This is a genomic window from Pseudoxanthomonas spadix BD-a59, from assembly GCF_000233915.3.
Classification (GTDB): domain Bacteria; phylum Pseudomonadota; class Gammaproteobacteria; order Xanthomonadales; family Xanthomonadaceae; genus Pseudoxanthomonas_A; species Pseudoxanthomonas_A spadix.
Window position 1 is genome coordinate 2,012,644 of sequence record NC_016147.2, and the last position, 16,609, is coordinate 2,029,252.

Below are 16,609 nucleotides of genomic sequence, written 5' to 3' on the forward strand. Positions count from 1 at the left end.
CAACGTGGCTAAGCGATCAGCAGTTTGAGCTCTCGCACCGCTGCCACGGGCAGTCGGTGAATTTCCTTGGTCAGATTAACTTCCAACGCTGCACGCGCGGTTTCCAGCATCTTTCGCTCAAAGGCATAGCCCCCCTTCTCTTCCAGCCAGCCCAGCACTTCGGCCAAGTGCCAGATCGAGGCGCTGCCCTCGTGCACCGGTGCTGGAAAAGTCGCAGCATGAGAAAGCATCACCTTACGCATTGCTTGGCGCGACACACCCACCAATTCGGCGACATCGGTCAGCCCAACGAAATCCGGTGCCGCCTCCACTAGCTTCGCCAAAGGGACGGCACGCTTCACGTCGGCCAGCGCACTGCGCACTGCGGCCTGCGCGCTCTTGGCTTCGCGGGTGAACTCGAGCGCCATTCGGCCCGGCTGCCCAATCCCCACCAAGGCATCGTCGCAGCCAGCTTCACCCAACCGCTCTACCAGCGCATCGGGATCGCTTTCGTGCTCGGCAAGCTGGTACTTTAAGGTGAAGGTGTATTCCATACGTCATTCCTCGGATGAAGGGTCAGCTTCGTTTCGTTGCTTGTGCGTCGTGCAGTTGTCCACGACGCGCCGCAGCGCTCGGGCATGGTTGCCGGGGTTCTTCGGCGTGCTCCATACGCTGGTAATGCAGAACTCACCGCAGCGGCACTCATCGTCGTTGTACGGGCAGTAAATCTTGCCCCAGGCATGACTGCCACCGACCGTGACGCGCCAGCCCTGCGTTTCCGCATGTTTGAGCGCCTCTTCGACCTCCTTCTTTGGATGAGAGGAACGGGCCATTCAAGGTCTCCAGTATGGGGATGAATCGTCAGGTTGTCAACTGACAACCTGACGTGAAGTGACTCAGACCGATGCGCTCAGCACAGGCACGACCGTATTGCTCGGCAACAGCGTGGGCGCGTATGCGCCACCCTCCACCCAGGCATCGACCATGTTGGCCCACTCCTGCAGCATGTGGCGCCGCGGCTCGGCGTATTCGGCTTTGTTGTAGACCGAGCGCGAGGAACGGCCCTCTTCATGGGCCAGGCACTTCTCGATCCAGTCGCCGTTGAAGCCGACCTCGTTGAGCAGCGTCGAGCCGGTGCGGCGCAGGTCGTGCACCGTGAAAGGTTCGAGCGGCAAACCGGCAGCTTTGGCGCGCTCGGACACGATCTGGGTTACACGGTTGAGCGTCGCCTTCGACATGCAGCGGTCCGCGTCGTAGCGCGACGGCAGAACGAACCTTGACCCTGCCGCGCAGGTGTGCAGCGCAACGAAGATGTCCATGGCCTGGCGCGACAGATACACGACGTGCGGGTTGCGACCTTTCATCCGTGTCTTCGGAATCGTCCATGTCGCGTTCTCGAAATCAACCTCGGCCCATGTCGCCTCGATCAACTCGCTCTTGCGTACCAGCGTCAACAGAATCATGCGCAACGCCAGGCGAATGGTCGGATAGGTGGCCACCGATTCCATCTGCCGGTACATCAGACGGATCTCCATCGGTGACAGCGCTCGATCCTTGGGCACGAAGGTCGCGATCGAAGCCGCGCCCACGCCATCGGCCGGGTTGTCGACCTTCTCGCCGTGCAGGATGGCGAAGGCGTAGACCTGCTTCACGATGTCGCGCACGTGGACGGCTGTGGCGGGGGCGCCGCGCGCCTTCACCTTGTTGCACAAGGCGCGCAGGTCGTCGGAGCTGACTTCGTTTAGCAGCCGGTTCTTGAACGCCGGCAGGATGTCCCGGTCAACGATGCTCTTGCGCATCGCTCGTGTGCTATCGGCCATCTTGGCATCGGCAAGCCATCGGACCGTCATGTCGCCAAAGTTCTTGGCGGCAGTTAGTCGACGCTTCTCGCGCTGCTTTTCATGCGCCGGGGACTTGCCCTGGGCGACTGCCCTCTTGGCGTCTAGGAGTTTTTCACGGGCCAAGGCCAGTGAGATGCCGGCTGGCCCGTAGCGACCAATGGTCAGCGTTTCCCGCCGCCCATTGAGACGGTAATCGTAGCGGAAGGTGACGGTACCGGTGGGCGATACCGTCACGTACATACCGTCACGATCGGAAGCCTTGTAAGTCAAGGACTTAGGCTTGAGGTTGCGCAGAGCGGTGTCGGTAAGCATCGAGGTTTTTCCTCCTGTTCTTGACGGCTTTTACCGTCAGGGGTCAGGAGACCTGCTGATGCCTGGAAAGCCGCATGAAACAAGCTTTCCAGAGGAAACATTTACCGTCAAAGACCGGTTTGGTCTCAATAGTAAACGGGCGGGTCTTAATCCGACATCCAGTTCTTACCGTCAGTTCTACCGCCAACACGTTTTGCTGGCCGGCGATAGTCACCGATAGCTACCGCGACGTATTTCTTTCTAAATCAACACGTTACGTCAGTTTTTCGATAGCTGGCGATAGTCCCCGAAGGACCCGATTTCACTCCCACTCGATCGTCGCCGGGGGCTTGCCGGAGATGTCGTAGACCACGCGCGAGACGCCGCGCAGTTCGTTGATGATGCGGTTGGACACCGTGCCGAGGAACTCGTAGGGCAGCTGCGCCCAGTGCGCGGTCATGAAGTCGATGGTTTCCACCGCGCGCAGGGCGATCACCCATTCGTAGGCGCGTGCGTCGCCGACCACGCCGACCGACTTGACCGGCAGGAACACGGCGAAGGCCTGGCTGGTCCTGTCGTAGAGATCGGCCTTGCGCAGTTCGTCGATGAAGATCGCATCGGCCTTGGCCAGCAGCTCGGCGTACTCGCGCTTGACTTCGCCCAGGATGCGCACGCCCAGGCCCGGTCCGGGGAACGGATGGCGGTAGACCATGGTGCGCGGCAGGCCCAGTTCCACGCCCAGGCGGCGCACCTCGTCCTTGAACAGCTCGCGCAGCGGTTCGACCAGGCCCAGCTTCATGCGCTCGGGCAGGCCGCCGACGTTGTGGTGGCTCTTGATCACGTGGGCCTTGCCGGTCCTGCTGCCGGCCGACTCGATCACGTCGGGATAGATGGTGCCCTGGGCCAGCCACCTGGCGTTGGCCAGCTTGCTGGATTGCTCGTCGAAGATCTCCACGAACAGGTTGCCGATGATCTTGCGCTTGGCTTCGGGGTCGCTGACACCCTTGAGCGCGTTGAAGTAGCGATCGGCCGCATCGACCCGGATCACCTTGACGCCCATGTGCTCGGCGAACATGGCCATGACCTGGTCGCCTTCCTGCCAGCGCAGCAGGCCGGTGTCGACGAATACGCAGGTCAGCCTGTCGCCGATGGCCTTGTGCAGCAGCGCGGCCACCACCGACGAATCCACGCCGCCGGACAGGCCCAGGATCACCTCGTCATCGCCGACCTGCGCGCGCACCCGGGCGATCTGGTCGTCGATGATGTTGGCCGCGGTCCACAGCGTGGCGCAGCCGCAGATGTCCACCACGAAGCGGCGCAGCAGGGTCTGGCCCTGCAGGGTGTGGGTGACTTCCGGGTGGAACTGCACGCCGTACCAGCGCCTGGCCTGGTTGGCCATCGCCGCGACCGGGATGCGGTCGGTGGTGGCGGTGATGGTGAAGCCCGGCGGCACCCTGGAGACATGGTCGCCATGGCTCATCCACACATTCAGCCTGGACGCGCCGGCATGGTCGGACAGGCCCGCGAACAGCGCATCGGCGTTGACCACGTCCACCTCGGCATGGCCGAACTCGCGCTGGTCGGCCGCTTCGGTGGCTCCGCCCAGCTGCGCGGCCATGGTCTGCATGCCGTAGCAGATGCCCAGCACCGGCAGGCCGCTGTCGAACACTTCCTGCGGTGCGGCCGGCGCGCCGGGCAAGGTGGTCGATTCGGGGCCGCCGGACAGGATGATGCCCTTGGCGCCGAAGTCGGCGATCTGGCTCGGATCATGGTCCCAGGCCCAGATTTCGCAGTACACCCCGATCTCGCGGATGCGCCGGGCGATCAGCTGGGTGTACTGGGCGCCGAAGTCGAGGATCAGGATCTTGTCGGAATGTAGGTCGTCGTTGCGGGCGTTTGACATCGGGACTCGGGACTCGGGACTCGGGACTCGGGACTCGGGCTCCCATGTCCGCTGGCGATGTAGAAACGGCGACCAAGGATGCGCATCCTCCGCCGCCGATGAACTGCTTTGCCGAGTCCCGAGCCCCGAGTCCCGAGTCCCGGCTCTTACCCCATCCGGTAGTTCGGCGGTTCCTTGGTGATCTGCACGTCGTGGACGTGGCTCTCGCGCTGGCCGGCGCCGGTGATCTTCACGAACGTGGGCTTGGTGCGCATGTCTTCGATGGTGGCGCAGCCCACATAGCCCATGGTGGCGCGCAGGCCACCGGTGAGCTGATGGATGATCGAGCTCAGCGGTCCGCGGTAGGGCACCCGGCCTTCGATGCCCTCGGGCACCAGCTTGTCGGCGTCGGAGGCGTCCTGGAAATAGCGATCCTTGGAGCCCTTCTCCATCGCCCCCAGCGAGCCCATGCCGCGGTAGCTCTTGTAGCTGCGGCCCTGGAACAGTTCGATCTCGCCCGGCGCTTCCTCGGTGCCGGCGAACAGGCCGCCGATCATCACCGTGGAGGCGCCGGCCACCAGCGCCTTGCCGATGTCGCCGGAGTAACGGATGCCGCCATCGGCGATCAGCGGGATGCGGTCCTGCAGCGCCTCGGCCACCATGTTGACCGCGGTGACCTGCGGCACGCCCACCCCTGCCACCACCCGGGTGGTGCAGATCGAGCCCGGGCCGACCCCGACCTTGACCGCATCGGCACCGGCATCCATCAGCGCCAGCGCCGCATCGCCGGTGACGATGTTGCCGCCGATCACCTGGACCTGCGGATAGGTCTTCTTGACCCAGGCCACGCGGTCGATGACGCCCTGCGAATGGCCGTGCGCGGTATCGACGATCACCACATCCACGCCGGCGGCGGCCAGCGCCTCCACGCGCTGCTCGGTGTCGCCACCCACGCCCACCGCGGCCCCGACCAGCAGGCGGCTGGAAGCGTCCTTGGCGGCGTTGGGGCTGTCGGATTTCTTCTGGATGTCCTTGACCGTGATCAGGCCACGCAGGTGGAAGCCGTCGTTGACCACCAGCACCTTCTCGATGCGGTGCTTGTGCAGCAGCTCCAGTACTTCCTCATCGCTGGCCCCTTCGCGCACGGTGATCAGGCGATCCTTCTTGGTCATGATGTGGCTGACAGGATCGTCGAGCTTCTTTTCAAAGCGCATGTCGCGGCTGGTGACGATGCCGACCAGCTGGCCGCCGTCCACCACCGGCACGCCGGAGATGTTGCGCGCGCGGGTCAGCTTGAGGACCTCGCCGATGGTGGTCGTCGGGCCGACGGTGAACGGTTCGGTGATGACGCCGGATTCGAACTTCTTGACCCGGGCCACCTCGGTGGCCTGGTCGTCGATGCTCAGGTTCTTGTGGATGATGCCGATGCCGCCCAGCTGGGCCATGGTCACCGCCAGGCGGTGCTCGGTGACGGTGTCCATCGCGGCCGAGAGGATCGGCAGTTTCAGCCGCAGCTCGCGGGTCAGCCGGGTCTCCAGGTTCACCGCATTGGGCAGCACGGTGGAATGGGCCGGGACCAGGGAAACGTCGTCGTACGTCAGTGCTTCAGCCAGGATGCGGAGCATCGGCCACCTAACCAGGTTCTGGGGAAGCGCGACATTCTAGCGCAGCGCGGCAGCCTTTTCCCCCGCCGCTCGGGCGGGCTGCCACGCTGGCACGAGGCGGAAAACCGCCCGCCTGCCTGCCCGTTCAGCCAGCGTCGCTGGCCTCGGCCGCTTCCAGGGTGTTCTGCATCAGGGTGGCCACGGTCATGGGCCCCACGCCACCGGGCACCGGGGTGATCCAGCTGGCGCGCCGGGCGGCGGCTTCATAGCCGATGTCACCGGTCAGGCGGCCGTCTTCCAGCCGGTTGATGCCCACATCGATCACCACCGCGCCCGGCTTGACCCATTCGCCGGGGATCAGGCCGGGACGGCCCACGGCCACCACCAGGATGTCGGCATCGCGCACCCGCGCTTCCAGCACGGCCGGCGGGGTGAACTTGTGGCAGCTGGTCACCGTGCAGCCGGCGATCAGCAGTTCCAGCGCCATCGGCCGGCCGACGTGGTTGGACACGCCGACCACGGTGGCGTTGCGGCCGCGCACCGGCTGGTCGGTGTGGCCCAGCAGCGTGACGATGCCGCGCGGGGTGCACGGACGCAGGCCGAACTCGCGCAGGGCCAGGTGGCCGACGTTTTCCGGGTGGAAGCCGTCCACGTCCTTGCGCGGGTCGATGCGGTGGATCAGGCGGCGCGCATCGGCGATGCCCGGCAGCGGCAGCTGAACCAGGATGCCGTGGACCTTGGGGTCGGCATTGAGCTGGTCGATCAGCGCCAGCAGCTGGGCCTCGCTCGTGCCGGCCGGCAGGTCATGGTCGTAGGCGACGATGCCGACCTTCTCCGCCGCCCGGCGCTTGTTGCGCACGTAGACGGTGCTGGCCGGGTCGGCGCCCACCAGCACCACCGCCAGGCCCGGCGCGGCCTTGCCGGCGGCCACCCGCGCATCGACCCGCTGCTTGAGCTGGTCCAGCAGGTCCTCCGCGATGCGGCGGCCGTCGAGGATGCGGGCGGGGGCGGAAGCAGTCATCGAGTCGCGTTGTAAAGTGCGTGGCTCCGCATTGTCCCTGATTGCCACCATGACCGACACCACGCAGTTCGAAGCGGCCGCCTTCCGCCGCCTGCTCCAGCACCTCAACCAGGACCGGCACGACGTGCAGAACATCGACCTGATGACCCTGGCCGGGTTCTGCCGCAACTGCCTGGCGGACTGGTATCGCGAAGCGGCCCAGGCCGCCGGCACGCCGATGAGCAAGGACCAGGCCCGCGAGGCGATCTACGGCATGCCCTTCGCGCAATGGAAGGCCAAGTATCAGGCCGATGCCAGCCCCGAGCAGCTGGCGGCGTTCCAGGCGGCGCAGCAGCGCCACGGTTGAGCCCGGGCGCTTGGGTGGGCGGCTTTGCCGGCGCCCGCCTTGCCGATGAAGCGCCGGCGCCGGCCGGCGCGGGGGCACGACCCCCCCCGCGCCGACCCGCCTCAGCCGGCTTCGCGCAGATCGCCGTCGGCGTCGGCGGCGCCCCGCCCAGCACCGGCCTGCTGCGACAACAGGCGCCTGGCCAGGTCGCGGGCGGCGGCGCGCAACTCGGGCACGGCGGTGATTTCCCACAGCTGGCCGCGCAGCAAGGGACCCAGGCAGTACAGGCCGGTGACCGGGGTGCCGAACCGATCGCGCAACCGCAGGTGTGCATCGGCATCCACACCCAGGCCCAGCGGATCGGCGCCGATCAGGCCCGCATCGCGCAGCGTGGCCACCAGCGGGTGGCTGCTGCGCTCGATGTCGGTATCCAGCCCGGTGGCGCGGATCATCACGTCGAAATGGCCCAGCCAGGCACTGTCGGCGCCACGTGGGCGGATCAGCGCTTCCACATCGCCCACCCCCACCCGCGCGCGCAGCAGGCGCCCGGCCACCACCCGCAGCTGACCGGCCGCCTGCATGGCCTGCAGCTGCCCGGCCACGGACGGGGCGAGGCGATGGCGCAGGGTTTCCCAGTGCGAACGCAGGTGGCGCAGGAAGCGCGCGCGCGTGGCCAGGTCCAGGCCGCGCCAGAACGGCTGCAGGTGTGGCCGCAGCGCATCGACCACCCGGCGCCAGTCGTCGACCACCGTGGACAGCTGGCGCAGGGTGCGCACCAGGCCGCGCAGGTCGTGATCGCGCAGCGCCTGGTGCACGCCCGGCGGCAGCTCCAGCGGCGCGCCGGGCACCTCCAGGTGCGCCTGCGGCACCAGGCCGTGGCGCGAAAGCGCGGTGATCGGCCCGCGGTGGCCGCGCTGGCGCAGGGTCACGGCGACATCGGCCATGGTCAGCCCGGCGCCGACGATCAGCAGCCGCGCCTCCGGCGCGATCGTGTCGATCGCCCCGTCCTGCCACGGCCAGCCGATGTAGCGCCGGTCCACCGCCAGGCGCGGACCGACCCCGGCCAGGCGCTGCGGCGGCAGCGCGCCCACCGCCAGCACCACCACCTCGCTGAAGAAATCCTCGCCATTGGCCAGCAGCACCTGGAACCCACCGGGCACCCGGTCCACCGCGACGGCTTCCTCCTCGATCCGGGCAAGGCCGCTGGCCGCTTCGGCGGCCTGCTGCAGGCGCGACTGCAGGTATTCCCCGTAGGCAAGGCGCGGCAGGAAGTCCAGACGGCCGCGCTCGCCCAGCGCCAGGGTGTCGGCAAAGCCGCTGGGCACCGCCGCATCGGCGCCCAGGTCCTTGGCGCGCACGTTGAGCAGGTGTTCGGGCCGGGCCGCGCCGTAGGCCACGCCGCGGCCGAAGGTCTCCGGCTGGCCGACCAGGGTCACGCGCGTGTCCGGGCCGCCCTGGCGCAACAGCTCCACGGCCAGGGTGCTGCCGCAGAAACCGGCGCCGATCAGGGTGATCTGCATGGAAACGTTCTCCTCTCTCCAGGGGAAGGGCGAGTGGAACCCAGCGGCGCCGGCCACGCGTAAAGGTCTGGTTAGGATTGGCGCCGCCGGCCTGCATCCGAGTGCATGAACTCATGCCGCACCGTCATCATCGCCGCCGGCCAGCCGGCGCCGCGATGGCGTGCTGCGCGGGGCTCAGGGATCTTCCAGGTTCACCGGGCTGGAGGGATTGAGGACCTGGCTCTCGCGACGCGGGGCGGTCAACGGGGTCGGCGTCCCGGGCGCGGTGTTGCCGATCAGCAGCGGAAATCCGGCGCGGATATCGCCGGCGGCCAATTCAAGGTCGAAGCGTTCGCCATCCAGGCGCCGGACCTGTTCGGCCGTGCGCGCGGCCTCGTCGGCGTCCACGCCCATCTCCACCAGCGCCGCCTGGCCAAAGCGCAGCGCCGACTCGAAGGTTTCGCGGATCTGGTAATCCACCCCGGCCTTGACCAGCTGCAGCGCGTGCTCGCGGTCGAACGAACGCGCCAGCACCTTGGCCTGCGGAAATGCCTCGCGCACCAGCGCCACGATCCGGTTGGTCACCGCGCGCTCATCGGTGCAGACCGCGATGGCCCGCGCGGTGGCCGCGCCCGAGGCATGCAGCACGTCCAGGCGGGTGCCATCGCCGAAGAAGATCCTGAAGCCGAATTCCTCGGCGCTGCGGACCATGTCGATGTCGTTGTCGATGATGGTCACCGCGATGTCGCGCGCCAGCAGCAACTGGCTCATGACCTGGCCGAAGCGGCCAAAGCCGATGATCAGCACGCTGCCGCTGCGGTCGTGGAGCGCTTGCACCACGTCCATCGAGGCGGCCACCCCGGGCATGAACCGGCGCGGGCCGACCACCACCAGTGGGGTCAGCGCCATCGACAGCACCACCACCGCGGTCATGGTGGCGCCGACCCCGGCGTCGATCAGCCCGGCGGCCCCGGCGGCCGCGTACAGCATGAAGGCAAATTCGCCGCCCTGGGCCATCAGCACCGCCCGGTCGAGCGCCTCGCCATGGGAGCTGCGGGTCAGCCGCGCGATGAGGTAGATGCACAACGCCTTGGTGATCATCATCGCGACCACCAGCGCCGAGACCAGCAGCCAGTTCTGCGCCACCGCGGCCAGGTCCAGCGCCATGCCCACGGCCAGGAAGAACAGACCCAGCAGCACGCCACGGAAAGGCTCGATGTCCGCCTGGATCTGGTGGCGAAAGGTGGACTCGGACAGCAGCACGCCGGCCACAAAGGCGCCCATCGCCATCGGCAGCCCGCCCAGCTGCATCAACAGCGCCGTGCCCAGCACCACCAGCAACGCAGCCGAGGTCATGACCTCGCGCGCCTTGGCCTTGGCCAGCACCCGGAACAGCGGATTGAGCAGCCACATCCCGGCCGCGATCAGTGCGGCCAGGCAGGCGATGCCCAGGCCGATCGCGCGCCAATCCCAGAGCCCGCCTTCGGCCGGCGGCCGTGGCGAGAGCAAGGCCACCAGCGCTAGCAGCGGCACGATCAGCAGGTCCTCCAGCAGCAGCACCGAGACGATCTTCTGCCCGTGCGGCAGCGTGATGTCGCCGCGTTCGCCCAGCAGCTGCATCACCGTGGCCGTGGAAGTCAGCACGAACCCGGCCGCGGCGATGAACGCCGCCGGGCCGTGCAGGCCAAAGGCCCGGCCGACCCCGGTCAGCGCCAGCGTGCACACCGTGATCTGCAGCGTCCCCAGGCCGAAGATCTGCCGGCGCAGGCTCCACAGATGCAGGGGCCGCATCTCCAGCCCGACCACGAACAGGAACAGCACCACACCCAGCTCGGCCACGTGCAGGATGGCCTGCGGATCGTGGAACCACTTCAGCCCGAACGGGCCGATCGCCAGGCCGCCAGCCAGATAACCCAGCACCGAACTGAATCCAAGCCGGCGAAACACCGGCACGGCCACCACGGCCGCCGCCAGCAGGACGACGAGCTTGATCAGTTCATTGGACGGGGGCAGTGCGCTCATGGAGGAAAGTCCAGCCAGGCCATGGGCCCGGACAGGCCGGGGCCAGGGGGAGCGGGCACAGCGGGCATGGCGGGCGCTGCATTTTCATCATCTGGCACAGGCTTGCAAGACCGGTGCGCAAGGGCCGCCGCTGGTTTCCCGGCCTGCGCCCGAGCGCGCATGGCGCCACCGCATCCGCGGCCGTCGCGGGTCTCGTCAGCCGCTGGCCGGCGCGCACACCGGGCACGACGGATCGGGGTCGAGCCGCATCTGGTGGAAATGCATCGCCAGCGCATCGAAGTTGAGCAGCCGCCCGGCCAGCGACTGGCCGATGCCCAGCAGCAGCTTGATCGCCTCGGTGGCCTGCAGCAGCCCGATCACGCCGGGCAGTACGCCCAGCACGCCGGCGTCGGCGCAGTTGGGCGCCAGTTCCGGCGGCGGCGGTGCCGGGAACAGGCAGCGATAGCACGGCGCCTGCCCGCGCCGGCGGCCGGCATCGAACACGCTGACCTGGCCCTGGAACTGCAGCACCGCGCCATAGATCAGCGGCTTGCCCAGCTCCACGCAGGCATCGTTGAGCACATAGCGGGTGGCGAAGTTGTCGGCGCCGTCGATCACCACGTCCACGCCTTGGAGCAGGCGCCGGGCATTGCCGGTGGTGACCCGTTCGGCGATGGCCTCCACGCGCACCTGCGGGTTGAGCGCACCGAGGGCGCGCTCGGCCGAGGCCACCTTGGGCTGGCCGATGCGCGCCTGGGTGTGCAGGATCTGGCGCTGCAGATTGCTCAGCTCGACATGATCGTCATCGACGATGCGCAGCGTGCCCACGCCGGCCGCGGCCAGGTAGAACGCAGCCGGCGACCCCAGCCCGCCGGCGCCGACCACCAGCACGCGCGCCGCGCGCAGGCGTTGCTGGCCGGCCTCGCCCACCTCGGGCAGGCGCAGGTGGCGCGAATAGCGCTCGAGGAAATCGGCACGCTCGGCATCCAGCACCGGCTTGACCAGCGGCAGTCCGTCTTCGGCCCAGCGCGTGGTGCCACCTTCAACCGAGGCCACCTGTAAGTAACCGGCCGCCACCAGCGCCTGGGCGGCGGCCAGCGAACGGCCACCGCTCTGGCAGATCAGCACCACGTCGCCGGCGCGATCGGGCAGGTGCGCGGCCGGGTTGGCTTCCAACGTGGCGCGGGCGATGCCCAGCGCGCCTTCGGCCTGGCCGCCGGCGCGCTCGTGTTCTTCGCGCACGTCGATCAGCACAGCGCCGGCGGCCTGGCGGGCGCGGGCCTGGGCGGGGGTGAGGCGGTGGATCTGCATGCGCCGATTATCGCCCGCGCCGCGGTATCAGAGGCTGAGAAAAATTCGACCGCCGTAGCGAGAGCGCCGCCAAGTGTTCGTGACAAGGTGCGTTGGGGGCAAATCCGGGGAGTTTGGCGAGCCAAATGACCCGGATTTGCCCGCAGCGCGCCGCCGGCACGGGCGTTTGGCGACGGTCGCAGTAGGCGGGCGATTTTTTCACAGCCTCTCAGTACGGCAACACCGGCACCGGCGCGCCGGCCGGGTAAGCGCGCGCGCCGGCTTCCAGCACGATCAGGGCGTCGCTGTCGGCCGCGCCGCGCAGCTGGTGCGAGGCCTGGGCCGGGTTGGGTTCGACCAGCAGCACACCGTCCTCGCTGCAGCGCAGGCGGCCGCGCAGGAACTCCAGCCGCTCGTGCGACTTGTTCCAGGCACAGGCCAGGCGCGCGGTCAAGCGCGGCCGTGGCTCGGCCCGGCCCTGCAGCGCGTCCAGCAGCGGCCGGCCCAGCACCAGGAAGGTGGCCAGCACCGACACCGGATTGCCGGGCAGGCCCAGCAGCAACGCCTGTTCCAGCGTGCCGAACAGCACCGGCATGCCAGGCTTGATCTTCACCTTCCAGAAATGCACCTGGCCATGCGCCTGCAGCAGGCCCGGCAGCAGGTCCTTCTCGCCGGCCGACACGCCGCCGGCGGTGATCACCACGTCGAACGCGCCGGCGGCATCGCGCAGCGCCATTTCCACCCGCTGCGGATCGTCCGGCAGGCGCGGCCAGGCCACCGGCTCCAGGCCGAGCTGGCGCAGCAGGCCCATCAGCAGCGCGCGGTTGCTGTCGTAGATCTGGCCCGGCTTGAGCGCGGTGCCCGGCTCGGCCAGCTCGTCGCCGGTGGAGAATACCGCCACGGTCGGGCACGGCTGGATCGCCAGCTCCGCATGGCCCAGCGCGGCGGCCAGCGACACCCGCGCCGGGGTCAGCACCTGGCCGGCGTGCAGCACCTGCTGGCCGGCCTGCACGTCCTCGCCGGCGCGGCGGATGTCATTACCGGCCAAGATTCCGGGCGGCACGGTGACCTGGTCGCCCTGCAGCTGCACCAGTTCCTTCATCACCACCGCATCGGCCCCGCCCGGCAGCGGCGCGCCGGTGGTGATGCGCGCGCACTGGCCGGCCTGCAGGACCAGGCCGGCATCCGGCCCGGCGAACTGCTCGCCGGCCAGGGTCAGGGTGGTCGGTGCATCGGCCGCCAGATCGGCGCTGCGCACGGCAAACCCATCCATGCGGCTGTTGTCGAACCGCGGCAGCGGGAACTGCGCGGTGACCGCCTGCGCCAGCACCCGCCCGTCGACCCGCTGGATCGCAACCCGTTCGCTGCCCGGCCGGCGCGCGCCGGCCACGCGCTGGACGATCTCCAGCGCGCGGGCGTAATCGATCCGGGTCGGGAAATCGGCCACCGCGCTACTTGCGTCCCTTGACGTGGCGGATCAGGCGCTTCTTCTTGGCGATCTGGCGCTCGGTCAGCACGTTCTTCTTGCCTTCGTACGGGTTGGTGCCTTCGCGGAACAGGAACCGCACCGGCGTGCCGACCAGCTTGAAGCGCTTGCGGAAGAAGTTTTCCAGATAGCGCTTGTACGACTCGGGCAGCACTTTCAGGCGGGTGCCGTGGACGATGAAGGTCGGCGGATTCTCGCCGCCCGGATGCACGTAGCGCAGCTTGGAGACATGGCCGCGGATGCTGGGCGGCGGGTTGGCTTCATAGGCGATCTCCAGCGCGGTATTGACCTCGCTGGTACTGAACACCTTGGTCGCCGAGGCATGGGCCCGGTGCACGGCCTGGAACAGTTCGCGCAGGCCCGAGCCATGCTTGGCCGAGATGCGCACCGCCTCGGCCCATTCGACGAAGTTGAGCTTGCGCGCCAGCAGCGACTCGGCCTGCTGGCGCTGGTATTCGGTCAGCCCATCCCACTTGTTGACCGCCACCACCAGCGCCCGCCCGGCATCCAGGATCGCGCCGAGCACGCTGGCGTCCTGGTCGGTCACCCCTTCGGTGGCATCCAGCAGCAGCACCGCGACCTGGCACTGCTCGATGGCCTGCAGGGTCTTGACGATGGAGAACTTCTCCACCGCCTCCTCCACCTTGCCCTTGCGGCGGATGCCGGCGGTGTCCACCAGCCGGTACAGCTTGCCGTCGCGTTCCAGGTCCACGGCGATCGAATCGCGGGTGGTGCCCGGCACTTCCGAGGCGATCATGCGTTCGGCGCCCAGCAGCCGGTTGACCAGGGTCGACTTGCCCACGTTGGGCCGGCCGACGAAGGCGATGCGCATGCGCGCCGGATCCTCGTCCAGGGTCGCGCCGGCGCCTTCTTCCGGCAGGCGCTCGTGGATCACTTCCAGCAGCTCGTCCAGGCCCTGGCGATGCGAGGCCGACAGGGTCAGCACGTCGGTGAAGCCGTAGCGGGCGAAGTCCGAACGCGCGTTGTCCTCGTCCACCCCGTCGATCTTGTTCAGCACCAGCAGGGTCGGCCGGGTGGTCTTGCGCAACCAGGCCAGGATCTCATCGTCCAGCGCCGAGGCGCCTTCGCGCGCATCGACGATGAACAGCACCAGGTCGGCCTCGGCCGCCGCGCTGCGGGCCTGGCGCGCGGTGGCCCCGGACAGGCCCTGTTCGTCACCGGCGATGCCGCCGGTATCGACCAGCACGAACGGATGCTCCGGATCGAGCCGGCAGATGCCGTAGTTGCGATCGCGGGTCACCCCGGGCTGGTCGTGCACCAGCGCATCGCGGGTACGCGTGAGCGCATTGAACAGCGTGGACTTGCCCACGTTGGGACGGCCCACCAGGGCGACGAGAGGCAGCATGTGAGCAGGGCCGGAAAGACAAAAACGCAGGGCACCTCAGCTCCAGAGCCATCCGGGAACCGGAGCTGAGGCCATGACAGGCGCGACGAAGCGACACAGGATACGAAAACGGGGAGCCGGACGCATGTTCCGGCTCCCCCCGACAGGCTCGCAGGCCTGGTTCAGTTGATGCGGAACGCGGTCAGCTGGCCATCGGTGTTCTGCACCAGCAGCACGCCGTCGGCGACCACCGGCTGGGCCCGGACCGGGTCGCCACCGGCGCGCTCACGGGCCACGATCTGGCCATCGTCCAGGCGCAGCCAGTGCACGTAGCCCTCGTAATCGGCGACCACCGCGTAGTCGCCGTGCACCACCGGCGCGGTCAGCGCGCGGCGCAGCAGCTTCCGGTTGGACCACAGCGAACCGCCACTGCTCTTGTCCAGCGACCACACCGCGCCGCCGTTGTCGGACAGGACCAGGCTGGTCGGCCCCATGCCCAGGCCGCCCGGACCGCCGTTGTCGCGGTTCCACAGCGGGCGACCGCTGGGGCCGTCGATGGCGATGGTCGAGTTCTTGTAGCTGGTGGCGTAGATGGTGGTGCCGTCCAGGGCCGGCGCGCCATCCACATCGGCCATGCGCTCCAGCTCGGTGCGGCCCTCGGGCCGGCCGACGGTCTGGTCCCAGATCGGGTGGCCATCGTTGAGCGCCAGTGCGCTCAGGGTGCCGTCGTCGTTGCCGACGAAGACCAGGCCAGGGCCCAGGGTGACCGGACCATTGCCGCGCACGATCAGCGCCGGCTGGTCCCGGTTCCAAAACCAGCGGCGGGTGCCGTCGGTGAGCTGGTAACACAGCACCTGGCCATCGTTGGCGTGCACGACCACGTTGCCCTGGCCGATCACCGGCGGGGCGATGATCTCGTTGTTGGCCTGGGCCGACCACTTCTCATCGCCGGTGGCCGGATCCAGCGCGATCACCCTGCCCGACAGCGTGCCGACCACCACCAGACCCTGGCCTGCGCCGACGGCCGAGACCCGCTCTTCCTTCATCTTGTGCTGCCACAGCTCCTTGCCGGTCTGCAGGTCCAGGGCGCGCACGCCACCTTCGATGGCCGCTGCATAGACACGGCCGTCGAGCACGGCCGGCCCCTGGCGCGTGCCGAGCAGCTGCTCGCCCTTGCCGGCGCTGGCCGACCACAGCTTGTCGACCTTGATCGCGTTTTCCAGCTTGTCCAGCGGCAGCGGCTCGGTGGCGGCCTTTTCGGCGGCCTTCTGGTCATCGCCGAACCAGCCCTTGATCGTGCTGCAACCGGACAACACTGCGACCAGCGCGACCACCACGGCGGCGCGCTTCATGTTGACAACCACATTCATCAGATCGACTCCGCGGGCCCGGGCGGGGTTCCGCCGGCGTTGGTGAGTTTGACTTCCACCAGGCGGCGCTGCGGCGAGGCAACGTCCAGGCTGGTCAGCGCCTTGAGATAGGAATCACGCGCCTGTTCGCGCTTGCCGGCCAGGACCAGCGCATCGCCGCGCACTTCAAGGGCCAAGGCGCTGTCGTAGGCGGACAGCAACTTGATCGCATCCTCGGGCTTGCCGGCGTCGTTGAGCAGGCGCGCGGCATGCAGGTCGGCGTAAGGCTTCATCGCCGCCTCGGCCGGCATGGACTTGAGCGTGGCCAGGGCGGCATCGGCCTGCCCGGCCTTCACCTGCGCCTGGGCCAGCTGCAGCACGGCCAGCTGGGCATAGACCGAATCGCCCTGCTTGCGCAGTGCGACAACCTTGTCCTGGGCAGCCTTCAGGTCGGTGCCGGCGATGGCCTTGACCGCCGCGGTGTAATCCCCATGGCCGGCCTGGGCCTGCTGCTCCCGGTGCTGGCCCCACCACTTCCAACCGAAGATCAGCGCCAGTCCGAGTGCGATACCGCCGAGCAGGCCGGCGCCGTTGTTCTTGAGCCAGGTGCGGACGCGCTCACTCTGTTCGTGCTCGTCCAGCAGGTCATCGATTGCCATGCGTACTCTCGCCCCGCGCCGATGCGGGGTCATCTGA

Annotated in this window: 14 protein-coding genes; 1 reads left to right on the forward strand and 13 read right to left on the reverse strand. The window is 68.5% G+C overall.

The window, feature by feature from the left end; genetic code table 11:
• Positions 1-8: 8 nt before the first annotated feature.
• The 6 genes from DSC_RS09080 to folD form a co-directional block, all read right to left on the reverse strand.
• On the reverse strand, positions 9-533 hold the full coding sequence (locus tag DSC_RS09080) for a helix-turn-helix transcriptional regulator (RefSeq protein ID WP_014160867.1): 525 nt from the start codon (positions 531-533) through the stop codon (positions 9-11).
• Positions 534-536: 3 nt separating this feature from the next.
• Positions 537-812 carry a hypothetical protein gene (locus DSC_RS16120; protein WP_083833518.1) on the reverse strand — a complete coding sequence of 92 codons (276 nt, stop codon included), beginning with the start codon at positions 810-812 and terminating at the stop codon, positions 537-539.
• Between the two features lie 63 nt (positions 813-875).
• Positions 876-2,132: a tyrosine-type recombinase/integrase gene (locus tag DSC_RS09085; protein ID WP_014160868.1), complete on the reverse strand. Its 1,257-nt coding sequence runs from the start codon at positions 2,130-2,132 to the stop codon at positions 876-878.
• 301 nt (positions 2,133-2,433) lie between these two features.
• On the reverse strand, positions 2,434-4,014 hold the full coding sequence (gene guaA / locus DSC_RS09090; protein WP_014160869.1) for a glutamine-hydrolyzing GMP synthase: 1,581 nt from the start codon (positions 4,012-4,014) through the stop codon (positions 2,434-2,436).
• 146 nt (positions 4,015-4,160) lie between these two features.
• Positions 4,161-5,618, reverse strand: a complete 1,458-nt coding sequence (gene guaB, locus DSC_RS09095) for an IMP dehydrogenase (RefSeq protein ID WP_014160870.1) — start codon at positions 5,616-5,618, stop codon at positions 4,161-4,163.
• Positions 5,619-5,742: 124 nt separating this feature from the next.
• Complete coding sequence (folD, locus tag DSC_RS09100; protein WP_014160871.1) at positions 5,743-6,618, reverse strand: bifunctional methylenetetrahydrofolate dehydrogenase/methenyltetrahydrofolate cyclohydrolase FolD; 876 nt, start codon at positions 6,616-6,618, stop codon at positions 5,743-5,745.
• Positions 6,619-6,667: 49 nt separating this feature from the next.
• On the opposite strand from folD, the gene DSC_RS09105 reads away from it, so the two are divergent.
• Positions 6,668-6,964 carry a DUF1244 domain-containing protein gene (locus tag DSC_RS09105; protein WP_014160872.1) on the forward strand — a complete coding sequence of 99 codons (297 nt, stop codon included), beginning with the start codon at positions 6,668-6,670 and terminating at the stop codon, positions 6,962-6,964.
• A 101-nt stretch (positions 6,965-7,065) separates the two neighbouring features.
• Here the strand turns inward: DSC_RS09105 and DSC_RS09110 are convergent, their stop codons facing one another.
• The 7 genes from DSC_RS09110 to DSC_RS09140 form a co-directional block, all read right to left on the reverse strand.
• Complete coding sequence (locus DSC_RS09110; protein ID WP_014160873.1) at positions 7,066-8,463, reverse strand: FAD/NAD(P)-binding protein; 1,398 nt, start codon at positions 8,461-8,463, stop codon at positions 7,066-7,068.
• Between the two features lie 174 nt (positions 8,464-8,637).
• On the reverse strand, positions 8,638-10,464 hold the full coding sequence (locus tag DSC_RS09115; protein ID WP_014160874.1) for a monovalent cation:proton antiporter-2 (CPA2) family protein: 1,827 nt from the start codon (positions 10,462-10,464) through the stop codon (positions 8,638-8,640).
• A gap of 195 nt (positions 10,465-10,659) precedes the next feature.
• The gene (gene moeB / locus DSC_RS09120) at positions 10,660-11,754 is read right to left on the reverse strand and encodes a molybdopterin-synthase adenylyltransferase MoeB (RefSeq protein ID WP_014160875.1); all 1,095 of its coding nucleotides are present in this window, start codon (positions 11,752-11,754) and stop codon (positions 10,660-10,662) included.
• A gap of 208 nt (positions 11,755-11,962) precedes the next feature.
• A complete protein-coding gene (locus DSC_RS09125; RefSeq protein WP_014160876.1) occupies positions 11,963-13,180 on the reverse strand; it encodes a molybdopterin molybdotransferase MoeA in 1,218 nt (405 codons plus the stop codon).
• A 4-nt stretch (positions 13,181-13,184) separates the two neighbouring features.
• Entirely contained in the window at positions 13,185-14,585 is a 1,401-nt protein-coding gene (der, locus tag DSC_RS09130; protein WP_014160877.1) for a ribosome biogenesis GTPase Der, read from the reverse strand.
• A gap of 161 nt (positions 14,586-14,746) precedes the next feature.
• Positions 14,747-15,934, reverse strand: coding sequence for an outer membrane protein assembly factor BamB (gene bamB / locus DSC_RS09135; RefSeq protein ID WP_014160878.1), 1,188 nt, complete (start codon positions 15,932-15,934; stop codon positions 14,747-14,749).
• Positions 15,934-16,572: a YfgM family protein gene (locus DSC_RS09140; RefSeq protein WP_014160879.1), complete on the reverse strand. Its 639-nt coding sequence runs from the start codon at positions 16,570-16,572 to the stop codon at positions 15,934-15,936. Before DSC_RS09140 ends, bamB begins: the two co-directional genes overlap by 1 nt.
• Positions 16,573-16,609 lie beyond the last annotated feature (37 nt).

Coding starts and splice junctions, on each gene's coding strand:
- guaB (WP_014160870.1), bottom strand. CDS start 5,618: ATGCTCCGCATCCTGGCTGAAGCACTGACGTACGACGACGTTTCCCTG.
- der (WP_014160877.1), bottom strand. CDS start 14,585: ATGCTGCCTCTCGTCGCCCTGGTGGGCCGTCCCAACGTGGGCAAGTCC.
- DSC_RS09105 (WP_014160872.1), top strand. CDS start 6,668: ATGACCGACACCACGCAGTTCGAAGCGGCCGCCTTCCGCCGCCTGCTC.
- DSC_RS09085 (WP_014160868.1), bottom strand. CDS start 2,132: ATGCTTACCGACACCGCTCTGCGCAACCTCAAGCCTAAGTCCTTGACT.
- DSC_RS09110 (WP_014160873.1), bottom strand. CDS start 8,463: ATGCAGATCACCCTGATCGGCGCCGGTTTCTGCGGCAGCACCCTGGCC.
- bamB (WP_014160878.1), bottom strand. CDS start 15,934: ATGAATGTGGTTGTCAACATGAAGCGCGCCGCCGTGGTGGTCGCGCTG.
- DSC_RS09140 (WP_014160879.1), bottom strand. CDS start 16,572: ATGGCAATCGATGACCTGCTGGACGAGCACGAACAGAGTGAGCGCGTC.
- DSC_RS09115 (WP_014160874.1), bottom strand. CDS start 10,464: ATGAGCGCACTGCCCCCGTCCAATGAACTGATCAAGCTCGTCGTCCTG.
- guaA (WP_014160869.1), bottom strand. CDS start 4,014: ATGTCAAACGCCCGCAACGACGACCTACATTCCGACAAGATCCTGATC.
- folD (WP_014160871.1), bottom strand. CDS start 6,618: ATGACTGCTTCCGCCCCCGCCCGCATCCTCGACGGCCGCCGCATCGCG.
- DSC_RS16120 (WP_083833518.1), bottom strand. CDS start 812: ATGGCCCGTTCCTCTCATCCAAAGAAGGAGGTCGAAGAGGCGCTCAAA.
- DSC_RS09080 (WP_014160867.1), bottom strand. CDS start 533: ATGGAATACACCTTCACCTTAAAGTACCAGCTTGCCGAGCACGAAAGC.
- moeB (WP_014160875.1), bottom strand. CDS start 11,754: ATGCAGATCCACCGCCTCACCCCCGCCCAGGCCCGCGCCCGCCAGGCC.